The organism is Streptomyces sp. NPDC007084 (assembly GCF_040703595.1).
Classification (GTDB): Bacteria; Actinomycetota; Actinomycetes; order Streptomycetales; family Streptomycetaceae; genus Streptomyces.
Window position 1 is genome coordinate 25,483 of the sequence record NZ_JBEYFY010000015.1, and the last position, 16,592, is coordinate 42,074.

Consider the following 16,592-nt stretch of genomic DNA (forward strand, 5'->3'; position numbering starts at 1 on the left):
GCCTTCAGGAGCAGCCATGCACGGCCACGGCTACCAGCCGCCTCCGCCGCGGCGACCCCCGACCGGGCTGCTGGTCGCGCTGCGCGTGATCTTCGGAGCGCTGCCGCTCCTGAGCATCGGCTTCCTGGCGTGGGGGTCCACGCTGCGCGTCGCGCTGGTGACCCGCCGGGCCGTGGACTGGTGGATCTTCCTCGGGTCGCTGCTGGCGATGGGGATCAGCTTCGCGTTCCTCAGCACCGACCACACCGACGACTTCAGCAGTCCGAACGGCAACACCGGGATGATCATCCTGCTGCTCAACGCGGCAGCCTGCACGGGCTACTTCCTGTACGCGGACGTCCGCCACTACAGCCGGTTCGCCCCGCCCGGCTACCCCGCGCCCCCGCACCAGGCCGCCCACCTGCCCCCGCACCAGGGCCCCCACTACGGCTACCCGCAGTCCGCCGGCACCGGTACCCCGTACGGCACGCCGGTCCCGCGCCGCCAGACGCCCCTTCCGCAGACACCGCTGCCGCCGCAGACACCCCTGCCGCAGCCGCCGGTCGCCCAGCCGCCGCTCCCGCGTCCGCCCGTGGTGCCGCCCCCGCCGCAGCGGCCCGCGCCCGTGCGGATCGACCAGGTGCGCGCCGAACTCGACGAGCTGAGCGACTACCTCCGCAAGCGGGACGGCCGCGGCGACGGCGGGGACACCAGGTGAGCGTGGCCACGGGCCGGGTGATCGCCGACCGGTACGAACTGTCCACGCTCATCGGCCAGGGCGGCATGGGCCAGGTCTGGACGGCCTACGACCAGCGCCTGGACCGGCGGGTCGCGGTCAAGCTGCTGCGCCCGGACAAGGTGGCCGGCCAGGAGGCCGACGAGCTGCGCCGCCGCTTCGTGCGCGAGTGCCGGGTGACCGCGCAGGTCGACCACCCCGGGCTGGTCACGGTCCATGACGCGGGCAGCGCGGGCGAGGAGCTGTTCCTCGTCATGCAGTACGTCGACGGGGCGGACCTCTCCGACCACCTCGCCGAACACGACCCGTACCCGTGGCAGTGGGCCGTCGCGGTCGCCGCCCAGCTCTGCGCCGTACTCAGCGCGGTGCACGCCGTGCCGATCGTGCACCGCGACCTGAAACCGCGGAACGTGATGGTCAAGCAGGACGGCACGGTCACCGTCCTCGACCTGGGCGTCGCCTCCGTCATGGACACCGACACCACACGGCTGACCCACACCGGATCACCCATCGGCAGCCCCGCCTACATGGCCCCCGAGCAGGCGATGGGCGGCGCGGTCGGCCCGTACACCGATCTGTACGCGCTCGGCGTGCTGCTGCACGAACTGCTCAGCGGGGACGTGCCGTTCTCCGGTTCGACCGCGCTCGGCGTGCTGCACCGGCATCTGTACGAGCCGCCGCTGCCGGTGCGCCGGCTGCGTCCCGAGGTGCCGCCCGCACTGGAGGGTCTCGTGCTGCGCCTCCTGTCCAAGGACCCGCAGCACCGGCCGGGTTCGGCACAGGAGACGTACGAGCAACTGCTCCCGCTGCTGCCCGCGCGCGGTATGCCCACCGGCGCCCCGCTGGACCCGACGCGCCCGTTCCTGCGCCCGCACGCCCCGTGGCCGGACCGGGCGCGGACCCCGGCGACCCAGCCGCAGGCCACGCCCGCGGTGGAGAAGCCCGATGTGGCGGGCGCCGTCGACGAGGTGAAGCGGCTGCTCGGCGAGGGGCGCATCACCCAGGCCGTGGACATCCTCGGCTCGATCCTCCCGGCCGCCGCGGCCGAACACGGCGAGCACTCGCCCGTGGTGCGCACCCTGCGCAAGCAGTACGCGGCCACGTTGATGGACGACGGCCAGTACCGGCGCGCGCTGCCCGAGCTGCGCCGGCTCGCCGACGAGCGCGCCTCCGAGGCGGGCCACGCCGACCCCCAGTCGCTGCGCTTCCGCTACGAGGCCGCCCAGTGCCTGGAGCAGCTCGGCGAACCCGCCGCGGCCCTCGCGGAGTACCGCGCGCTGCTGCCGTACTACGAGAACCAGTACGTCTCCGGGGACCCGGAGATCTCCCTCGAAGTACGGCGCAGAATGGGCCATCTGCTGCTCGCCCTCGGGGACCGGGCCGCCGCCCACGACACGCTCGCCCGGCTCCTGCACGACGTGGAACGGCTGCGCGGACCCGGGCATCCGATGGCGGGGGAGATCCGCCGTACGCTCCAGTGGCTCGGACAGGTGCGCGGCTGAGCCCGCCGCGCACACCGCCGGACCCGCCGGACCCGCCGGACCCGCCGGACCCGCCGGACCCGCCGGACCAGCATCACCAGCCGTCACAGCCAGACCCGTTGAACTCGCCAGATCCGTTCGCCAGTTGAACCCGTTGAACCATGGGGTGGGAATTTTCATGTCCAGCCATCGGCATTCCAAGAAGCGCAGATACGTGGCCTGGGCCGCGGCCGGTGCCGCGGTCGTCGCCGGAGCGGGGATCGCCGCGCAGACCTCGATGGCCGCGCCCGCGTGGCCCGCGCAGCGGACCTTCACCGGCCGCGCCTTCGACACCTGCGCCGCGCCCTCCGTGGCCGCGATGAAGGCCTGGCACACCGGCTTCTACGGCGCCGCCGCCGTCTACGTGGGCGGCAAGAACCGCGGCTGCGCCCAGCCCAACCTGACCGCCTCCTGGGTGAAGTCGGTCAGCGCCCAGGGCTGGAAACTGATCCCCCTGTACGTGGGCGCCCAGCCGTCCTGCCAGACCGGGAACAGCCCCGAGAAGATGACCCCGGCGACGGCCGCCTCCCTCGGCGCGAGCGACGGCGCGGACGCGGTCGCCAAGGCCTCCGCCCTCGGCATGAAGGCCGGCAGCCCCGTCTACCTCGACATGGAGCCGTACGACCTCACGAACAAGGCGTGCAACGACGCGGTGCTGACGTATGTGCGGGCCTTCGACAAGGCGCTGCACGCCAAGACCTACCGCACCGGCTACTACGGCTTCACCAGCTCCAGCGCCAAGGCGATCGCCACCGCGGGCGACAAGACGGACCTGCCGGGCAACCTCTGGTACGCGCTGTGGGACAAGAAGAACACCACGACGAGCGACTGGCCGTGGGACCCGGCGCAGTTCACCAACCACAGCCGCGCCCACCAGTACATGGTCAACAGCAAGGAGAGCCGCGGCGGCTACACGATCACCGTGGACCGGGACGCGTGGGACGCGCCGGTCGCGATCACGGGCTGACCGTCCTCGCCACCGTGGCCGCGACCATGAGCGCGACCGTGAGCCCGACCTTGAGGGCGACCGTGAGCCCGACCGTGATCACGGGCTGATCGCGATGTGGGGTGCGGCGGTGCCCGAAGTCGTCGTGAATCGTTGGTCGAATGGCTGGCCGGGAGGCCTGCCACTGCCTACCATCGATCACCGCAAGACTTTGTGCACCGCCGCACAATCTCCTCGGGAGGCTTCCTTGCACCGCCGCCGTCGCACCGCGCTCGTCCTCTCCGCCGCGATCGTCGCCGCGGCCCCCCTCCTCACCGGCTGCGGCAGTGACGCCCACCCGGGCGCCGCGGCGGTCGTCGGCGGGCAGCGGATCACCGTCGCCCAACTGGAGAGCCGGGTGAACGAGGTGCGCTCCGCGCAGCGCGCCGCCACCAAGGACGACACGCAGTACGAGCAGGCCATCGCCAAGACCGGCACGCTCACCCGCGACACCCTGCACGGCATGGTCCTGGACCGCGTCCTCGACCGGGCGGCCCGGAACGCCGGCGTGACCGTGACCCGCAAGGACTCCCAGCAGATGCGGGCCTCCCTCGAACAGCAGGCCGGCGGCTCGAAGGCGCTGGAGACGGCCTGGCTGCAGAACTACGGCGTCGCCCCCAAGCGGCTCGACGACAGCCTGCGCACCGAGATCGAGGCGCAGAAGCTCGCCGCCGCGCTCGGCGCCGACATGAACACCACCGACGGCAAGGCCGCCTTCTGGAAGGCCATGTCCACCGCCTCCAAGCAGCTCCACGTCGACCTGAACCCGCGCTACGGCGCCTGGGACGTGCAGAAGAGCAGCCGGGTCGACGCGAAGACCCCCTGGCTGCGCGAGGTCTCGGCGCCGGGCACCCAGCAGACGACGTGACCCCGGCGCTCGCCCGCACCTGGTGAGCCGCCCCCGCCCCCGGCGCTCGCCCGCACCTGGCGAGCCGCCCCCGCACCCGGCGGGCCCCTGCGCGGCTCTCGGCGCGCCACCCTCGCATCCGGCAGGCGCCCCGCACCCGCTAGGCGCCTGCGCGGCTCTCGGCGAACCGCCCTCGCGTCGGGCGCCGCGCTTGCTCCCGGCGGCCCCTGTGGACAACTTCCGGGGTCGTCGGAGGCGTGGGTTACGTTCGAGGGGTGAACGCAACCAGCAGCTCCGAGGACGCCCCCGCCGACCCCGGCCCCACGCCCACCGGCCCGGACCCCGCCGCCACCGGCCCGGGCCGCATCGTCCTGCTCACCACCAGCCACCGCGTCGCCCCCGGCCTGCTGTCCTGGCCCGCCTGGCAGGCGCTGCACGGCGCGGACCGGGTGCTGTGCGCCGACGGCGCGCACCCCCAGGTGCCGTATCTGCGCGAGGCCGGCATCACCGTGGACGAGGTGTCCCCGGCCGCCGAGGACCTGGTCGACGCCTGCGCGGGCGGCCGGTCCCTGGTCGTCGTCGCCACCGGCGAGGGCGAGCCCCGGCTCACCGACGGCCTGGCCCGGCTGGCCGGCTCGGGACGCGTCCGGATGCCGGACCTGGAGCTGCTCCCCGCCTCCTACGACCTGCCGGGCGCCCGCCTCCTCGACCTCGTGCAGGTGATGGACCGCATCCGCCTCGAATGCCCCTGGTCGTCCCGGCAGACCCACCAGGGCCTGGCGAAGTACGGCATCGAGGAGGCGTACGAACTGGTCGAGGCGATCGAGGACGGCGACCGGGACGAACTGCGCGAGGAGCTGGGGGACGTCCTGCTCCAGGTCGTCTTCCACGCCCGGATCGCCGAGGAGGACGAGGAGGCGCCGTTCTCCGTGGACGACGTGGCGGGCGGCATCGTCGCCAAGCTGATCCACCGCCACCCGCACGTGTTCGGCGACGCGACGGCGACGACCCCCGAGGAGGTCAAGGAGCACTGGCTGCGCACCAAGGCCGTGGAGAAGCGGCGCACCTCCGTCACCGAGGGCGTCCCGCTCGGCCAGCCCGGCCTGGCGCTGGCGGCGAAGCTGTCCTCCCGGGCGCGCACGGCGGGCCTCGACGTGCCGCTGCCCGCCGGTGACGGAGTGGGATACGAGCTGCTGGCCATCGCGGCGCGCGCCGAGGCGGCCGGTGTGGACCCGGAGGCCGCGCTGCGGGCGGCGGCCCGGGCCTACCGGGACGCGATCCTCGCGCGGGAGCGGGCCGGGGCGCAGGCCGCGCGTCCGGAGTCCGAAGACGCCTGAGCGGGACGGGAGTTCAGGCCTCCGGGGCGCGGCCCGCCGGGTTGTGCCAGCTCGGCCGGGGGCGGTCGAGGAGCCACTCCGCAGCGCCCAGCGGGCGGCCCCCGCCGGCCGGCGGCAGCAGGTCGTGGAAGAGCCGGCCGGCCGGGGTGCCGAGGGAGGGCAGCGTCTCGGCGACCTCCTGGACGAGGTCGGGCGGGCCCGCGAGATAGACGTCGTGCCGGGTCCAGCCCGCCCGGTTGCCGAGCGCGGTCAGCAGCCGTTCGGTCGCCTGGGCCTTGGGGCGGCCGGGCGCCGGCGTGATGTAGGTGACGGTGAGGCCGGGCAGCCGGTCCCGCAGGCCGTCCACGGCCGGCTGGTCGTACAGGTGGGCGACATCGCGGGCGACGAGGAACAGGCGGGCCTCGTGGGCGGGTTCGAGCCGCTCCAGCAGGGCCTTCACGGGCGCCCAGCCGGTGCCGGCCGCGATCAGCGTCAGGGGCCGGTCCGCCGGGGTCCGCAGGGTGAGGCCGCCGCCGGGCGCCCCGAGCCGCAGCACGTCCCCCACCCGGGCCTGCCGGACGAGGGCGGTCGAGAGCACCCCGCCCTCGACCCGGCTGACGTGCAGGTCGACCGTGCGGTCCGGCCGGGGCGCGTTGGCGAGCGAGTAGGGGCGCCAGATGCCCGGCAGATGCGGCATGTTGACGCTGACGTACTGGCCGGCGGTGTAGGTGAGGCGCTGCCGGGGGCGCAGGGTGAGGACCACGAGGTCGTCGCCGTGCCGGGTACGGGCGACGATCTCCGCGTCCCACCAGGGCGGCTCCCCGTGGTGCTGGGCCTCCCAGGCGCCCTGGAGCATGATGTTCGCGATCGCCCCGTACGCCTCCGACCAGGCCTTCTCGGTCTCCCCGCGCCAGGCGGAGCCGGCGACGGCGGCGAACGCGGCGATCAGGCTCGCCCCGACCGCCGCGTAGTGGTCCGGCTGGGCCAGGTACTTGCGGTGGTCGCGCCCGAGGTCGCGCAGGTAGTCGGGCAGCCCCGGATCGTCGAGGCGGTCCATGACGAAGGTCAGCGCCGCGAACAGCCGGTCCCGCTGGCGTTCCATGTCCTCGGGGAAGTCCGTCGGGAACAGCGCGCGGATGTCCGGGTGGTGCCGGAACAGGTGCGCGTAGAAGTACTTGACGGCGAACTCGGCCCGCCGTTCCACGACCGCGAAGCTGGACTTGAGTATTTCGGGGTCCACTGCGTGAATGTGGGAGCTGCCGCGCGGCCGAGTCAAACAGTCTCCGATGTGCGGACAGCCCGGGGTGAACCGGACGACCGCGTCGCCGTGTCCACGCCGGCCCGCCCCCGCACCGGCCCGCCCCGGCGTTCGGGCGCGCTGCGGATACGGTCGGGGAGTGACCGAGCACCAGACCCCCGCGAGCCGAGCCCCCGAACTCTTCACCTGGGAGTTCGCCACCGATCCCTACCCGGCGTACGCCTGGCTCAGGGAACACGCGCCGGTGCACCGCACGCGGCTGCCCAGCGGGGTCGAGGCCTGGCTCGTCACCCGGTACGCCGACGCCCGGCAGACCCTCGCCGACCAGCGGCTCTCCAAGAACCCCGCGCATCACGACGAGCCCGCGCACGCCAAGGGCAAGACCGGTATCCCGGGGGAGCGCAAGGCCGAGCTGATGACGCATCTGCTGAACATCGACCCACCGGACCACACCCGGCTGCGCCGGCTCGTCAGCAAGGCGTTCACCCCCAGGCGCGTGGCCGAATTCTCCGCGCGGGTGCAGGAGTTGACGGACGACCTCATCGACCGGTTCGCGGAGAAGGGGTCGGCGGACCTCATCCACGAGTTCGCGTTCCCGCTCCCCATCTACGCCATCTGCGACATGCTCGGCGTCCCCCGGGAGGACCAGGACGACTTCCGGGACTGGGCGGGGATGATGATCCGGCACGGCGGCGGCCCGCGCGGCGGGGTGGCCCGGTCGGTGAAGAAGATGCGCGGCTATCTCGCCGAGCTGATCCACCGCAAGCGCCAGGCGCTGCCCGCCGAGCCCGCACCCGGGGAGGACCTCATCTCCGGGCTCATCCGCGCCTCCGACCACGGCGAGCACCTCACCGAGAACGAGGCCGCCGCGATGGCCTTCATCCTGCTGTTCGCCGGCTTCGAGACCACGGTCAACCTGATCGGGAACGGGCTGTACGCGCTGCTGACCCACCCGGAGCAGCGGGCCCGCCTCCAGGCCTCCCTGGCGGCCGGGGAGAGCGGACTGCTGGAGACGGGGGTGGAGGAACTCCTGCGCTACGACGGGCCGGTGGAGCTGGCCACCTGGCGGTTCGCGACCGAGGACGTGCGGATCGGCGGGCAGGACATCGCGGCCGGTGACCCGGTGCTCGTCGTGCTCGCCGCAGCCGACCGCGATCCCGAGCGCTTCGAGCGGCCGGACGTCCTCGATCTGTCCCGGCGTGACAATCAGCACCTCGGCTACGGCCACGGCATCCACTATTGCCTGGGCGCGCCGCTCGCCCGGCTGGAGGGGCAGACCGCGCTCGCCACCCTCCTCACCCGCCTTCCCGACCTCCAACTCGCTGGAGATTCGGCCGATTTGCGCTGGCGCGGCGGGCTCATTATGCGCGGATTGCGCACGCTTCCGGTCGAGTTCACCCCGGTCGGACAGTCCGGAACCGGTTCATCCGGGTAGCCGGGGCGGCGGTGCCGCAGAGGGGTGCGCGGGCGCGGGAAGGGCGTTCGGCCGAGCGGTCCGGCGGGCGACGTCAACTGACACGCCGTCATAACTGTGATCTTCACGTGATCTGCGCTGCATCGACTTGTGACAAGCGTTCGAGTCCGGCTACCTTCACCCATCAACGCGGCCCCGGCGCTCATCACTTCGCCGTAGGTGCCGTAGTCACCCCGTTGTCACGCGAAAGGCTTCCGCATGCTCTCCGGGAACGGCCGTCACCGGCGCCCCCGTCAGGCCCCGGCCCTCATCGTCGCCGCAGGCGTGACCGGGTCGGCCATCGCGATCCCGCTCCTCGGGGCGACGAGCGCGAGCGCGGCCGACGGGACCACCTGGGACCGGGTCGCCGAGTGCGAGAGCGGCGGCGCCTGGAGCGCCGACAACGGCAACGGCTACTACGGCGGCCTCCAGCTCACCCAGGACAACTGGGAGACGTACGGCGGCCTCGAATACGCGCCGAGCCCCGACCAGGCCAGCCGCTCGCAGCAGATAGCCGTCGCCGAGAAGGTGCTCGACGGGCAGGGACTCAAGGCGTGGCCGACCTGCGGACCGCTCTCCGGGCTCAGCAAGGACTCGGCCGGGGTCGACGTCGACACGGGCATGGGTGACGCCGCGTCGGACGACGACACCGCCGGCACCTCCGGCCTGTCCACCTCGCCCGGCGCCTCCCCGTCCACCGGGGCGTCCGCCGGCACCTCCACGGACTCGTCGGAATCATCCGGGTCGTCGGACTCGTCCGGTTCGAGCGACACCGCCTCCCCGAAGGCGACCGGTAACACCACCAAGTCCGACCCCTCGGCGGGTACGGACGAAGCGGACGATCCGGATGCTTCCGGCACGCCCAAGGCCGACGATGACGAGTCGGGCAAGTCGGGCAAGTCCGGCCGGAGCGGCACCTCTTCGGAGCCCTCCGACGAGACGTCCGCCACCCCCGGACGGCATCGCGGCGGCAGCGCCGACGAGGACGCGGCCGACGCCGTCGGCGACAGCCGGCCCGACAGCGCCTCCGGGCGCCACGCCTCGCGCGGCTCGGACGGCTCCCGCGAGGCCGCCGACGGCACCTACGTCGTGCGCGCCGGCGACAGCCTGTGGGCGATCGCCGACGCCCTTGACCTCGAGGACGGATGGACCGGGCTGTACGCCGCGAACGAGGAGACCGTGGGCGCCGATCCGGACGTCATCCTGCCCGGTCAGAGCCTTGCTCTTGATGGCGAAACGGTCGAAAAGTAGCGGGAGTTCACGTCATGGTTCGCTCGTGAATGTCCGGTTTGGCGCGAGTGAGACATGAGTCTCAGAAGCCCTGATCGTCTTTGAAAATCAGGCGGCCCACTGCTTACGGTCGTGATCGCTCGCCACAGCGGGCCCCGACGGTCGCAACGCCGAATCCTGCCAGCGGCCGTACGGGAACAGTCGTCGCGTCAAGCGCCGTAGGCAGGAGCGGGGGACCCAAGGTAAGCGCCGCGAACGGGAGTTGAGAGACACCCGGGGACGGCTTGGGGTAAAGCCGCGCGCCGCGGTTCCGCAAGGGACCGTGACCGTGCGGCCGGGCAACTCAACCGGCCCGAACCCGACAGCTCACCTCGCAGGCGTCGGTGAGGGGATCACTCGATGCTGTTTTCCAGCAAGGGCAAGCACCGCCGCCCGAACAAGGCCACCCGTGTCGCCACGCTCGCCGGAGTCACCGGTGTCGCCATCGCCGCCCCGCTGATGGCCGCGGGCAGCGCCTCCGCCGCGACCGGCTCCGAATGGGACGCCGTCGCCCAGTGCGAGTCCGGCGGCAACTGGTCGATCAACACCGGCAACGGCTACTATGGCGGCCTGCAGTTCTCGTCCTCCACCTGGGCCGCGTACGGCGGCACCGCCTACGCCCCCACCGCCGACCAGGCCTCCAAGTCGCAGCAGATCGCCGTCGGCGAGAAGGTCCTCGCCGCGCAGGGCAAGGGCGCCTGGCCGACCTGCGGCACCGGCCTGTCCGGCGCCGCGTACAGCGGCGGCGACTCCGCCCCGGCGGCCCCCTCGGAGCCCTCGGCCTCCTCCGGCTCCTCGGCGCCGAGCGCGTCGCACAGCACCCGGACCACCGAGCAGCCCGCCTCCCGTTCGCAGGAGCGCCCGGCCGCCAAGAAGACCGTCACCACCCCGACCGGCAAGAAGGTCAAGAAGGGCGACGGCGAGTACAAGGTCGTCAAGGGTGACACCCTCAGCTCGATCGCCCAGAAGCACCACGTCAAGGGCGGCTGGCAGAAGCTGTTCAAGCTGAACCACGACATCATCGACGACGCCGACTTCATCTTCCCGGGCCAGCAGCTCCACCTGCGCTGATCCAGGCGGCACCCCCGGCCCTTCGCCGGCCGAGGCCGTACCCCGGTACTCCGGGCCTTCGCCGGCCCGGGCCGTACCCCGGTACTCCGGCCGACGGGGGCCGCACCCCGGACCGCCACCGATCGAGGCCGCTCCGGCCGGACGTGCCCGCCCTCGGCGGACGGCGGGCACGTCCCGGCCCGGCGGCTCCGGGCTCCCCGCTCCGGCGCGTGTTCCCCCGTACGCGCCGGAGCGGGGTTTTTCATTTCGTTTTTGTTCCGATCGGGAACAATATTTACCCCGAGTTCTGCCCAAGGGGTGGTCGATCGGCTGGCCGATCCCCCCGGGCCGGTTAGGCTCGTCCCGCAGGACTAGCCAAGCCCTGCGTATTCGCGTCACATCCCAGAAGGAGATGCTCGTGCCGTCCATCGACGTCGTCGTAGCCCGGGAAATCCTGGACTCCCGAGGCAACCCCACGGTCGAGGTCGAGGTCGGCCTCGACGACGGCAGCACGGGTCGTGCCGCCGTTCCGTCCGGCGCCTCCACCGGTGCCTTCGAAGCCATCGAGCTGCGCGACGGTGACCCCAACCGTTACCAGGGCAAGGGTGTCGAGAAGGCCGTCCTCGCCGTCATCGAGCAGATCGGCCCGGAGCTGGTCGGCTACGACGCCACCGAGCAGCGCCTGATCGACCAGGCCATGTTCGACCTGGACGCCACCGACAACAAGGGCTCGCTCGGCGCCAACGCCATCCTCGGCGTCTCGCTCGCCGTCGCGCACGCCGCCTCCGAGGCCTCGGACCTGCCGCTGTTCCGCTACCTGGGCGGCCCGAACGCGCACCTGTTGCCCGTTCCGATGATGAACATCCTCAACGGCGGGTCGCACGCGGACTCCAACGTCGACATCCAGGAGTTCATGATCGCCCCGATCGGCGCGGAGTCCTTCTCCGAGGCGCTGCGCTGGGGCGCCGAGGTCTACCACACCCTCAAGAAGGTGCTGAAGACCAAGGGCCTGTCCACCGGCCTCGGCGACGAGGGCGGCTTCGCCCCGAACCTGGAGTCCAACCGCGCCGCCCTCGACCTCATCGTCGAGGCCATCAAGCAGGCCGGCTACATCCCCGGCGAGCAGATCGCGCTCGCGCTCGACGTCGCCGCGTCCGAGTTCTACAAGGACGGCAAGTACGAGTTCGAGGGCAAGTCCCGCTCGGCCGCCGAGATGACCGAGTACTACGAGGAGCTGGTCTCCGCGTACCCGCTCGTCTCCATCGAGGACCCGCTGTACGAGGACGACTGGGCCGGCTGGAAGGTCATCACCGACAAGCTGGGCGACAAGGTCCAGATCGTCGGCGACGACCTCTTCGTCACCAACCCGGAGCGCCTGGCCCGCGGCATCGAGGAGGGCTCCGCCAACGCCCTGCTCGTCAAGGTCAACCAGATCGGCTCGCTGACCGAGACCCTGGACGCCGTCGAGCTGGCCCAGCGCAACGGCTTCAAGTGCATGATGTCCCACCGCTCCGGCGAGACCGAGGACGTCACCATCGCCGACCTCGCGGTCGCGGTGAACTGCGGTCAGATCAAGACCGGCGCCCCGGCCCGCTCGGACCGCGTCGCCAAGTACAACCAGCTCCTGCGCATCGAGGAGATCCTCGACGACGCCGCGGTCTACGCCGGCCGCAGCGCGTTCCCCCGCTTCAAGGGCTGATCCGCTCCACGAGCTGAGCCGCCTCGCGGGCTGATCCGGTTCATCGGCTGAGCCGCCTCGCGGGCTGATCCGCTCCATGGGCGGAGCCGCCTCGCGGGCTGGGCACCAGCCGCCCGCCCGCTTGGGCAGCGTCGTCCGTACGTCCCCGTACTCGGTCCCGTACCGTGTGCGGGGACGTACGCACGTGACGGCCCCGCACACGGCGGGCCGGGTACTGGGGAGGCGGGACTCATGGCCGTGAAGGACCGGGACCGGTTCTCCACCTCGACCAGGCTCAGACTGCTCGGCGAGCAGACGGCGGCCCGGGTCTACCGCTCCCAGACCAAACGGCAGGCCCGCCGCTCCCGGCTCACCGGCCGGGCCGCGCTGCTCGCGCTCGTCCTGTGCTCCCTGATCGTCGCGCTCGCCTACCCGATGCGGCAGTACGTCTCCCAGCGCGCCGAGGTCGCCGACCTGGAGCACCGCCAGGAGCAGGCCCGGCAGCGGGTCGAACAGCTCCGCGACCTGAAGGCGCGCTGGCAGGACGACGCGTACGCCGAGCAGCAGATCCGGCAGCGGCTGCACTACGTGATGCCCGGCGAGACCGGCTACGTGGTGGTCGACCCGGACCCGGCGAAGCAGGCCCGCGCCGGCCAGGGCGCCGCCGACCGCCCCTGGTACACCAACGTCTGGGACGGCGTGGACAAGTCCGACGCCGCCGACCAGTGACGAACCCCTGAACTGACCAGAAAGACACGTGACTCACGGCATGGAAACGCCACCGCCGACCACCGCGCGCACCGAGCCCACCGAGGCCGACGTCGAGGCCTTCAAGCAGCAGCTCGGCCGGCCGCCGCGCGGACTGCGCGCGATCGCGCACCGCTGCCCGTGCGGACAGCCGGACGTGGTGGAGACGGCGCCCCGCCTCCCCGACGGCACCCCCTTCCCGACCACGTACTACCTGACGTGCCCGCGGGCCGCGTCCGCGATCGGGACGCTGGAGGCCAACGGGGTCATGAAGGAGATGACGGAGCGGCTCGCCACCGACCCCGAACTGGCCGCCGCCTACCGCGCCGCCCACGAGGACTACATCGCGCGCCGTGACGCCATCGAGGTCCTGGCGGGCTTCCCGAGCGCGGGCGGCATGCCGGACCGGGTGAAGTGCCTGCACGTCCTGGTCGCCCACTCGCTGGCCGCGGGCCCCGGCGTGAACCCGCTCGGCGACGAGACCATCGCCATGCTGCCCGAGTGGTGGCGCAAGGGGGCGTGCGTGACGGTCCCCGGCGCGCCGGCCGGCGAGGGGTGGCAGACGGAGACGACACCGGACGGCACCGGCCACTTCGCCTTCAGGCCCGCCGAGACCGACGGGACCGGCGGGACCGACGGGTCCGACGTGGCCGCCGACTCCCACGGGGGTGAGGGCCGGTGACCCGCGTCGCCGCCGTCGACTGCGGTACGAACTCGATCCGGCTGCTGGTCGCCGACGCCGACCCGCGGACCGGGGAACTGGCCGACCTGGACCGCCGGATGACCGTCGTACGGCTCGGCCAGGGCGTCGACCGGACCGGGCGGCTCGCGCCGGAGGCGCTGGAGCGGACCTTCGCCGCCTGCCGCGAGTACGCCGGGGTCATCAAGGAGCACGGTGCCGAGCGGGTCCGCTTCGTGGCCACCTCCGCCTCCCGGGACGCCGAGAACCGCGCCGACTTCGTCCGCGGCGTCCTCGACATCCTCGGCGTCGAGCCCGAGGTCATCAGCGGGGACCAGGAGGCCGAGTTCTCCTTCACCGGCGCGACCCGCGAGCTGAAGGGCAGCGACGACCTCGCCAGGCCCTACCTGGTCGTGGACATCGGCGGCGGCTCCACGGAGTTCGTGGTCGGCGCCGACCGGGTGCGCGCGGCCCGCTCGGTGGACATCGGCTGCGTACGGATGACGGAGCGGCACCTCGTGCACGACGGCGCGGTCACCGACCCGCCCACCGCCGGGCAGATCGCCGCCATGCGCGCCGACATCGAGGCCGCTCTCGACCTCGCCGCGCTGACCGTCCCGCTGGCCGAGGCGCGCACGCTCGTCGGCCTGGCGGGCTCGGTCACCACCGTCTCGGCCATCGCCCAGGAACTGCCCGCCTACGACCCCGCCGCCATCCATCACTCGCGGGTCGGCGTCGACCGGGTCCGCGAGGTCACCGAGTGGCTGCTGCGCTCCACCCACGCCGAGCGCGCGGCCGTGCCGTCCCTGCATCCGGGCCGCGTCGACGTGATCGCGGCGGGCGCCCTCGTCCTCCTGTCGATCATGGAGCGCACCGGCGCCCGGGAGGTCGTGGTGAGCGAGCACGACATCCTCGACGGCATCGCGTGGTCGGTGGCGTAGGGCCGCCGCACCGCTCGCCGGGCGCCTCTCCTGAGCAGGTGGGGCGGCGTATGAGCGCGTCCGAGGGGGTCGCGGGAGCCCCTCGGACACACCTCGCCGGGAAAGTTCGTGAAGTTCTTCACAAGGAAAAAACCCCTGCTGGGCGTGGAAGGGGCCGGATGGGCCCCCGAGTGGGGGCCGGACGGTCCGCGTGAGGGCTCAACGGCGCGTTGCGGCCGCGTTTCCGGCCGGTGAAACAGGGGAGTCGCGTACCGGGCCGAACGGGTCGGAGTGCAGCTCACGCGGTGTTGACAAGGGTACGAACCGCCCGCTGGTTCCCTTCGGGGAGCGTGACCTCGCTCACGCGGGCCGCGCAGTGTAGCAGACCCCCTGTCAAACCTTGTGAAGGGGCGCACGAGCGACCCCCCATGACCGGGTGGATACTCGATGGCATGAGCACCACGGAGCGTCCCAGGATCCTCGTAGTAGGCGGTGGGTACGTAGGCCTGTACGCAGCTCGGCGCATTCTCAAGAAGATGCGCTACGGAGAGGCGACCGTCACGGTCGTCGACCCCCGGTCGTACATGACCTACCAGCCCTTCCTCCCCGAAGCCGCCGCCGGCAGCATCTCCCCTCGGCACGTCGTCGTCCCGCTGCGACGCGTGCTGCCGAAGGCGGAGGTCCTCACCGGCCGGGTCACCACCATCGACCAGGACCGCAAGGTAGCCACGATCGCCCCCCTCGTGGGCGAGGCGTACGAGCTGCCCTTCGACTACCTCGTCATCGCGATGGGCGCGGTCTCCCGCACCTTCCCGATCCCCGGCCTTGCCGAGCAGGGCATCGGCATGAAGGGCATCGAGGAGGCCATCGGCCTGCGCAACCACGTCCTCGAACAGCTCGACAAGGCCGACTCCACCACGGACGAGGACGTCCGCCGCAAGGCGCTGACCTTCGTCTTCGTGGGCGGCGGATTCGCCGGAGCCGAGACCATCGGCGAGGTCGAGGACATGGCCCGCGACGCGGCCAAGTACTACAGCAGCGTGTCCCGCGAGGACATGCGCTTCATTCTGGTCGACGCCGCGGACAAGATCCTTCCCGAGGTCGGTCCCAAGCTCGGCCAGTACGGCAAGGAGCACCTGGAGAGCCGCGGTGTGGAGATCTACCTCTCCACCTCCATGGACTCCTGCGTCGACGGCCACGTGGTGCTGAAGAACGGCCTCGAGGTCGACTCCAACACGATCGTGTGGACGGCCGGCGTCAAGCCGAACCCCGTCCTCTCCCGCTTCGGTCTGCCGCTCGGCCCGCGCGGCCACGTGGACACCCAGACCACCCTCCAGGTGCAGGGCACGGACTACATCTGGGCCGCCGGCGACAACGCCCAGGTGCCGGACATGGCCGCCCGCAAGGCCGGCGTCGAGAACGCCTGGTGCCCGCCGAACGCCCAGCACGCGCTGCGCCAGGCCAAGGTCCTCGGCGACAACGTGGTCTCCGGCATGCGGGGCTTCCCGCAGAAGGAGTACGCGCACTCCAACAAGGGCGCGGTGGCCGGTCTCGGCCTCCACAAGGGCGTCGCGATGATCGTCATGGGCAAGATGAAGATCAAGCTCAAGGGCCGTCTCGCCTGGTACATGCACCGTGGCTACCACGGTCTGGCCATGCCGACCTGGAACCGCAAGATCCGCGTCTTCGCGGACTGGACGCTCGCGATGTTCCTCAAGCGCGAGGTCGTCTCGCTCGGCGCCATCGAGACGCCGCGCGAGGAGTTCTACGAGGCCGCCAAGCCCGCCCCGGCCGCCGCCGCCCCGGCGCCCGCCGCCAAGGCCGAGGAGAAGGCCAAGGCCTCCTGACCGAGGCCCGCTGACGGCCTGAGGTCACCGCACGCCCCGAAGGGGCCGCCCGCCATCCGTGGTGCGGGCGGCCCCTTCGGCGTTTCCGGACTGCGCGGGGGGCTGAAGGGGTCTGAGGAGACTGAAGAGACTCAGGGGGCTCAGGGGACTGAGGAGACGGAGGAGGCCGAGGGGGCCGAGGATGCCTGAAGGGGCTGCGGGGGCGGGCGGCGGAGTCGGACAAAGGGATGGACCCGGCCAAAGTGCATGCAATGTACACGCATTTTGCCAAGCCGTGACGCGGGGAGGGGACTGCGCGGCGGGTGGGT

14 protein-coding genes and 1 riboswitch are annotated in these 16,592 nt (G+C 72.3%); of the genes, 13 read left to right on the forward strand and 1 reads right to left on the reverse strand.

Features of this window, described 5'->3' with window-relative positions; translation table 11 throughout:
- The first annotated feature begins 16 nt into the window (after nt 1-16).
- The 5 genes from AB0912_RS15210 (at nt 17) to AB0912_RS15230 (ending at nt 5,404) form a co-directional block, all read left to right on the forward strand.
- On the forward strand, nt 17-697 hold the full coding sequence (locus tag AB0912_RS15210; RefSeq protein ID WP_366699612.1) for a hypothetical protein: 681 nt from the start codon (nt 17-19) through the stop codon (nt 695-697).
- Nucleotides 698-735: 38 nt separating this feature from the next.
- The gene (locus AB0912_RS15215; RefSeq protein WP_366699893.1) at nt 736-2,217 is read left to right on the forward strand and encodes a serine/threonine-protein kinase; all 1,482 of its coding nucleotides are present in this window, start codon (nt 736-738) and stop codon (nt 2,215-2,217) included.
- A gap of 157 nt (nt 2,218-2,374) precedes the next feature.
- Nucleotides 2,375-3,202, forward strand: a complete 828-nt coding sequence (locus AB0912_RS15220; protein WP_366699614.1) for a glycoside hydrolase domain-containing protein — start codon at nt 2,375-2,377, stop codon at nt 3,200-3,202.
- 226 nt (nt 3,203-3,428) lie between these two features.
- Nucleotides 3,429-4,088: a SurA N-terminal domain-containing protein gene (locus AB0912_RS15225; RefSeq protein ID WP_366699616.1), complete on the forward strand. Its 660-nt coding sequence runs from the start codon at nt 3,429-3,431 to the stop codon at nt 4,086-4,088.
- A 254-nt stretch (nt 4,089-4,342) separates the two neighbouring features.
- Nucleotides 4,343-5,404 (forward strand): nucleoside triphosphate pyrophosphohydrolase, encoded by a 1,062-nt coding sequence (locus tag AB0912_RS15230; protein WP_366699618.1) that lies wholly within the window; start codon nt 4,343-4,345, stop codon nt 5,402-5,404.
- A gap of 13 nt (nt 5,405-5,417) precedes the next feature.
- On the opposite strand, the gene AB0912_RS15235 is transcribed toward AB0912_RS15230, so the two are convergent.
- A complete protein-coding gene (locus AB0912_RS15235) occupies nt 5,418-6,623 on the reverse strand; it encodes a globin domain-containing protein (protein ID WP_366699620.1) in 1,206 nt (401 codons plus the stop codon).
- Nucleotides 6,624-6,780: 157 nt separating this feature from the next.
- Between AB0912_RS15235 and AB0912_RS15240 the strand changes: the two genes are divergently transcribed.
- The 8 genes from AB0912_RS15240 to AB0912_RS15275 all read left to right on the forward strand — a co-directional run bounded on the left by AB0912_RS15240 (nt 6,781) and on the right by AB0912_RS15275 (nt 16,284).
- Nucleotides 6,781-8,076, forward strand: coding sequence for a cytochrome P450 (locus AB0912_RS15240; protein ID WP_366699622.1), 1,296 nt, complete (start codon nt 6,781-6,783; stop codon nt 8,074-8,076).
- 237 nt (nt 8,077-8,313) lie between these two features.
- Nucleotides 8,314-9,345: a transglycosylase family protein gene (locus tag AB0912_RS15245; RefSeq protein ID WP_366699624.1), complete on the forward strand. Its 1,032-nt coding sequence runs from the start codon at nt 8,314-8,316 to the stop codon at nt 9,343-9,345.
- 183 nt (nt 9,346-9,528) lie between these two features.
- A riboswitch (cyclic di-AMP (ydaO/yuaA leader) is annotated at nt 9,529-9,719 on the forward strand.
- A 4-nt stretch (nt 9,720-9,723) separates the two neighbouring features.
- A complete protein-coding gene (locus tag AB0912_RS15250) occupies nt 9,724-10,434 on the forward strand; it encodes a transglycosylase family protein (protein ID WP_366699626.1) in 711 nt (236 codons plus the stop codon).
- 391 nt (nt 10,435-10,825) lie between these two features.
- The gene (gene eno / locus AB0912_RS15255; RefSeq protein ID WP_362016006.1) at nt 10,826-12,112 is read left to right on the forward strand and encodes a phosphopyruvate hydratase; all 1,287 of its coding nucleotides are present in this window, start codon (nt 10,826-10,828) and stop codon (nt 12,110-12,112) included.
- A gap of 231 nt (nt 12,113-12,343) precedes the next feature.
- Complete coding sequence (locus AB0912_RS15260) at nt 12,344-12,820, forward strand: septum formation initiator family protein (protein WP_366699628.1); 477 nt, start codon at nt 12,344-12,346, stop codon at nt 12,818-12,820.
- 40 nt (nt 12,821-12,860) lie between these two features.
- Nucleotides 12,861-13,520, forward strand: a complete 660-nt coding sequence (locus tag AB0912_RS15265; RefSeq protein ID WP_366699630.1) for a DUF501 domain-containing protein — start codon at nt 12,861-12,863, stop codon at nt 13,518-13,520.
- Nucleotides 13,517-14,458 (forward strand): Ppx/GppA phosphatase family protein, encoded by a 942-nt coding sequence (locus AB0912_RS15270; protein ID WP_366699632.1) that lies wholly within the window; start codon nt 13,517-13,519, stop codon nt 14,456-14,458. The genes AB0912_RS15265 and AB0912_RS15270 overlap by 4 nt, the downstream gene beginning before the upstream one ends.
- 431 nt (nt 14,459-14,889) lie before the next feature.
- The gene (locus tag AB0912_RS15275) at nt 14,890-16,284 is read left to right on the forward strand and encodes an NAD(P)/FAD-dependent oxidoreductase (RefSeq protein ID WP_366699634.1); all 1,395 of its coding nucleotides are present in this window, start codon (nt 14,890-14,892) and stop codon (nt 16,282-16,284) included.
- Nucleotides 16,285-16,592 lie beyond the last annotated feature (308 nt).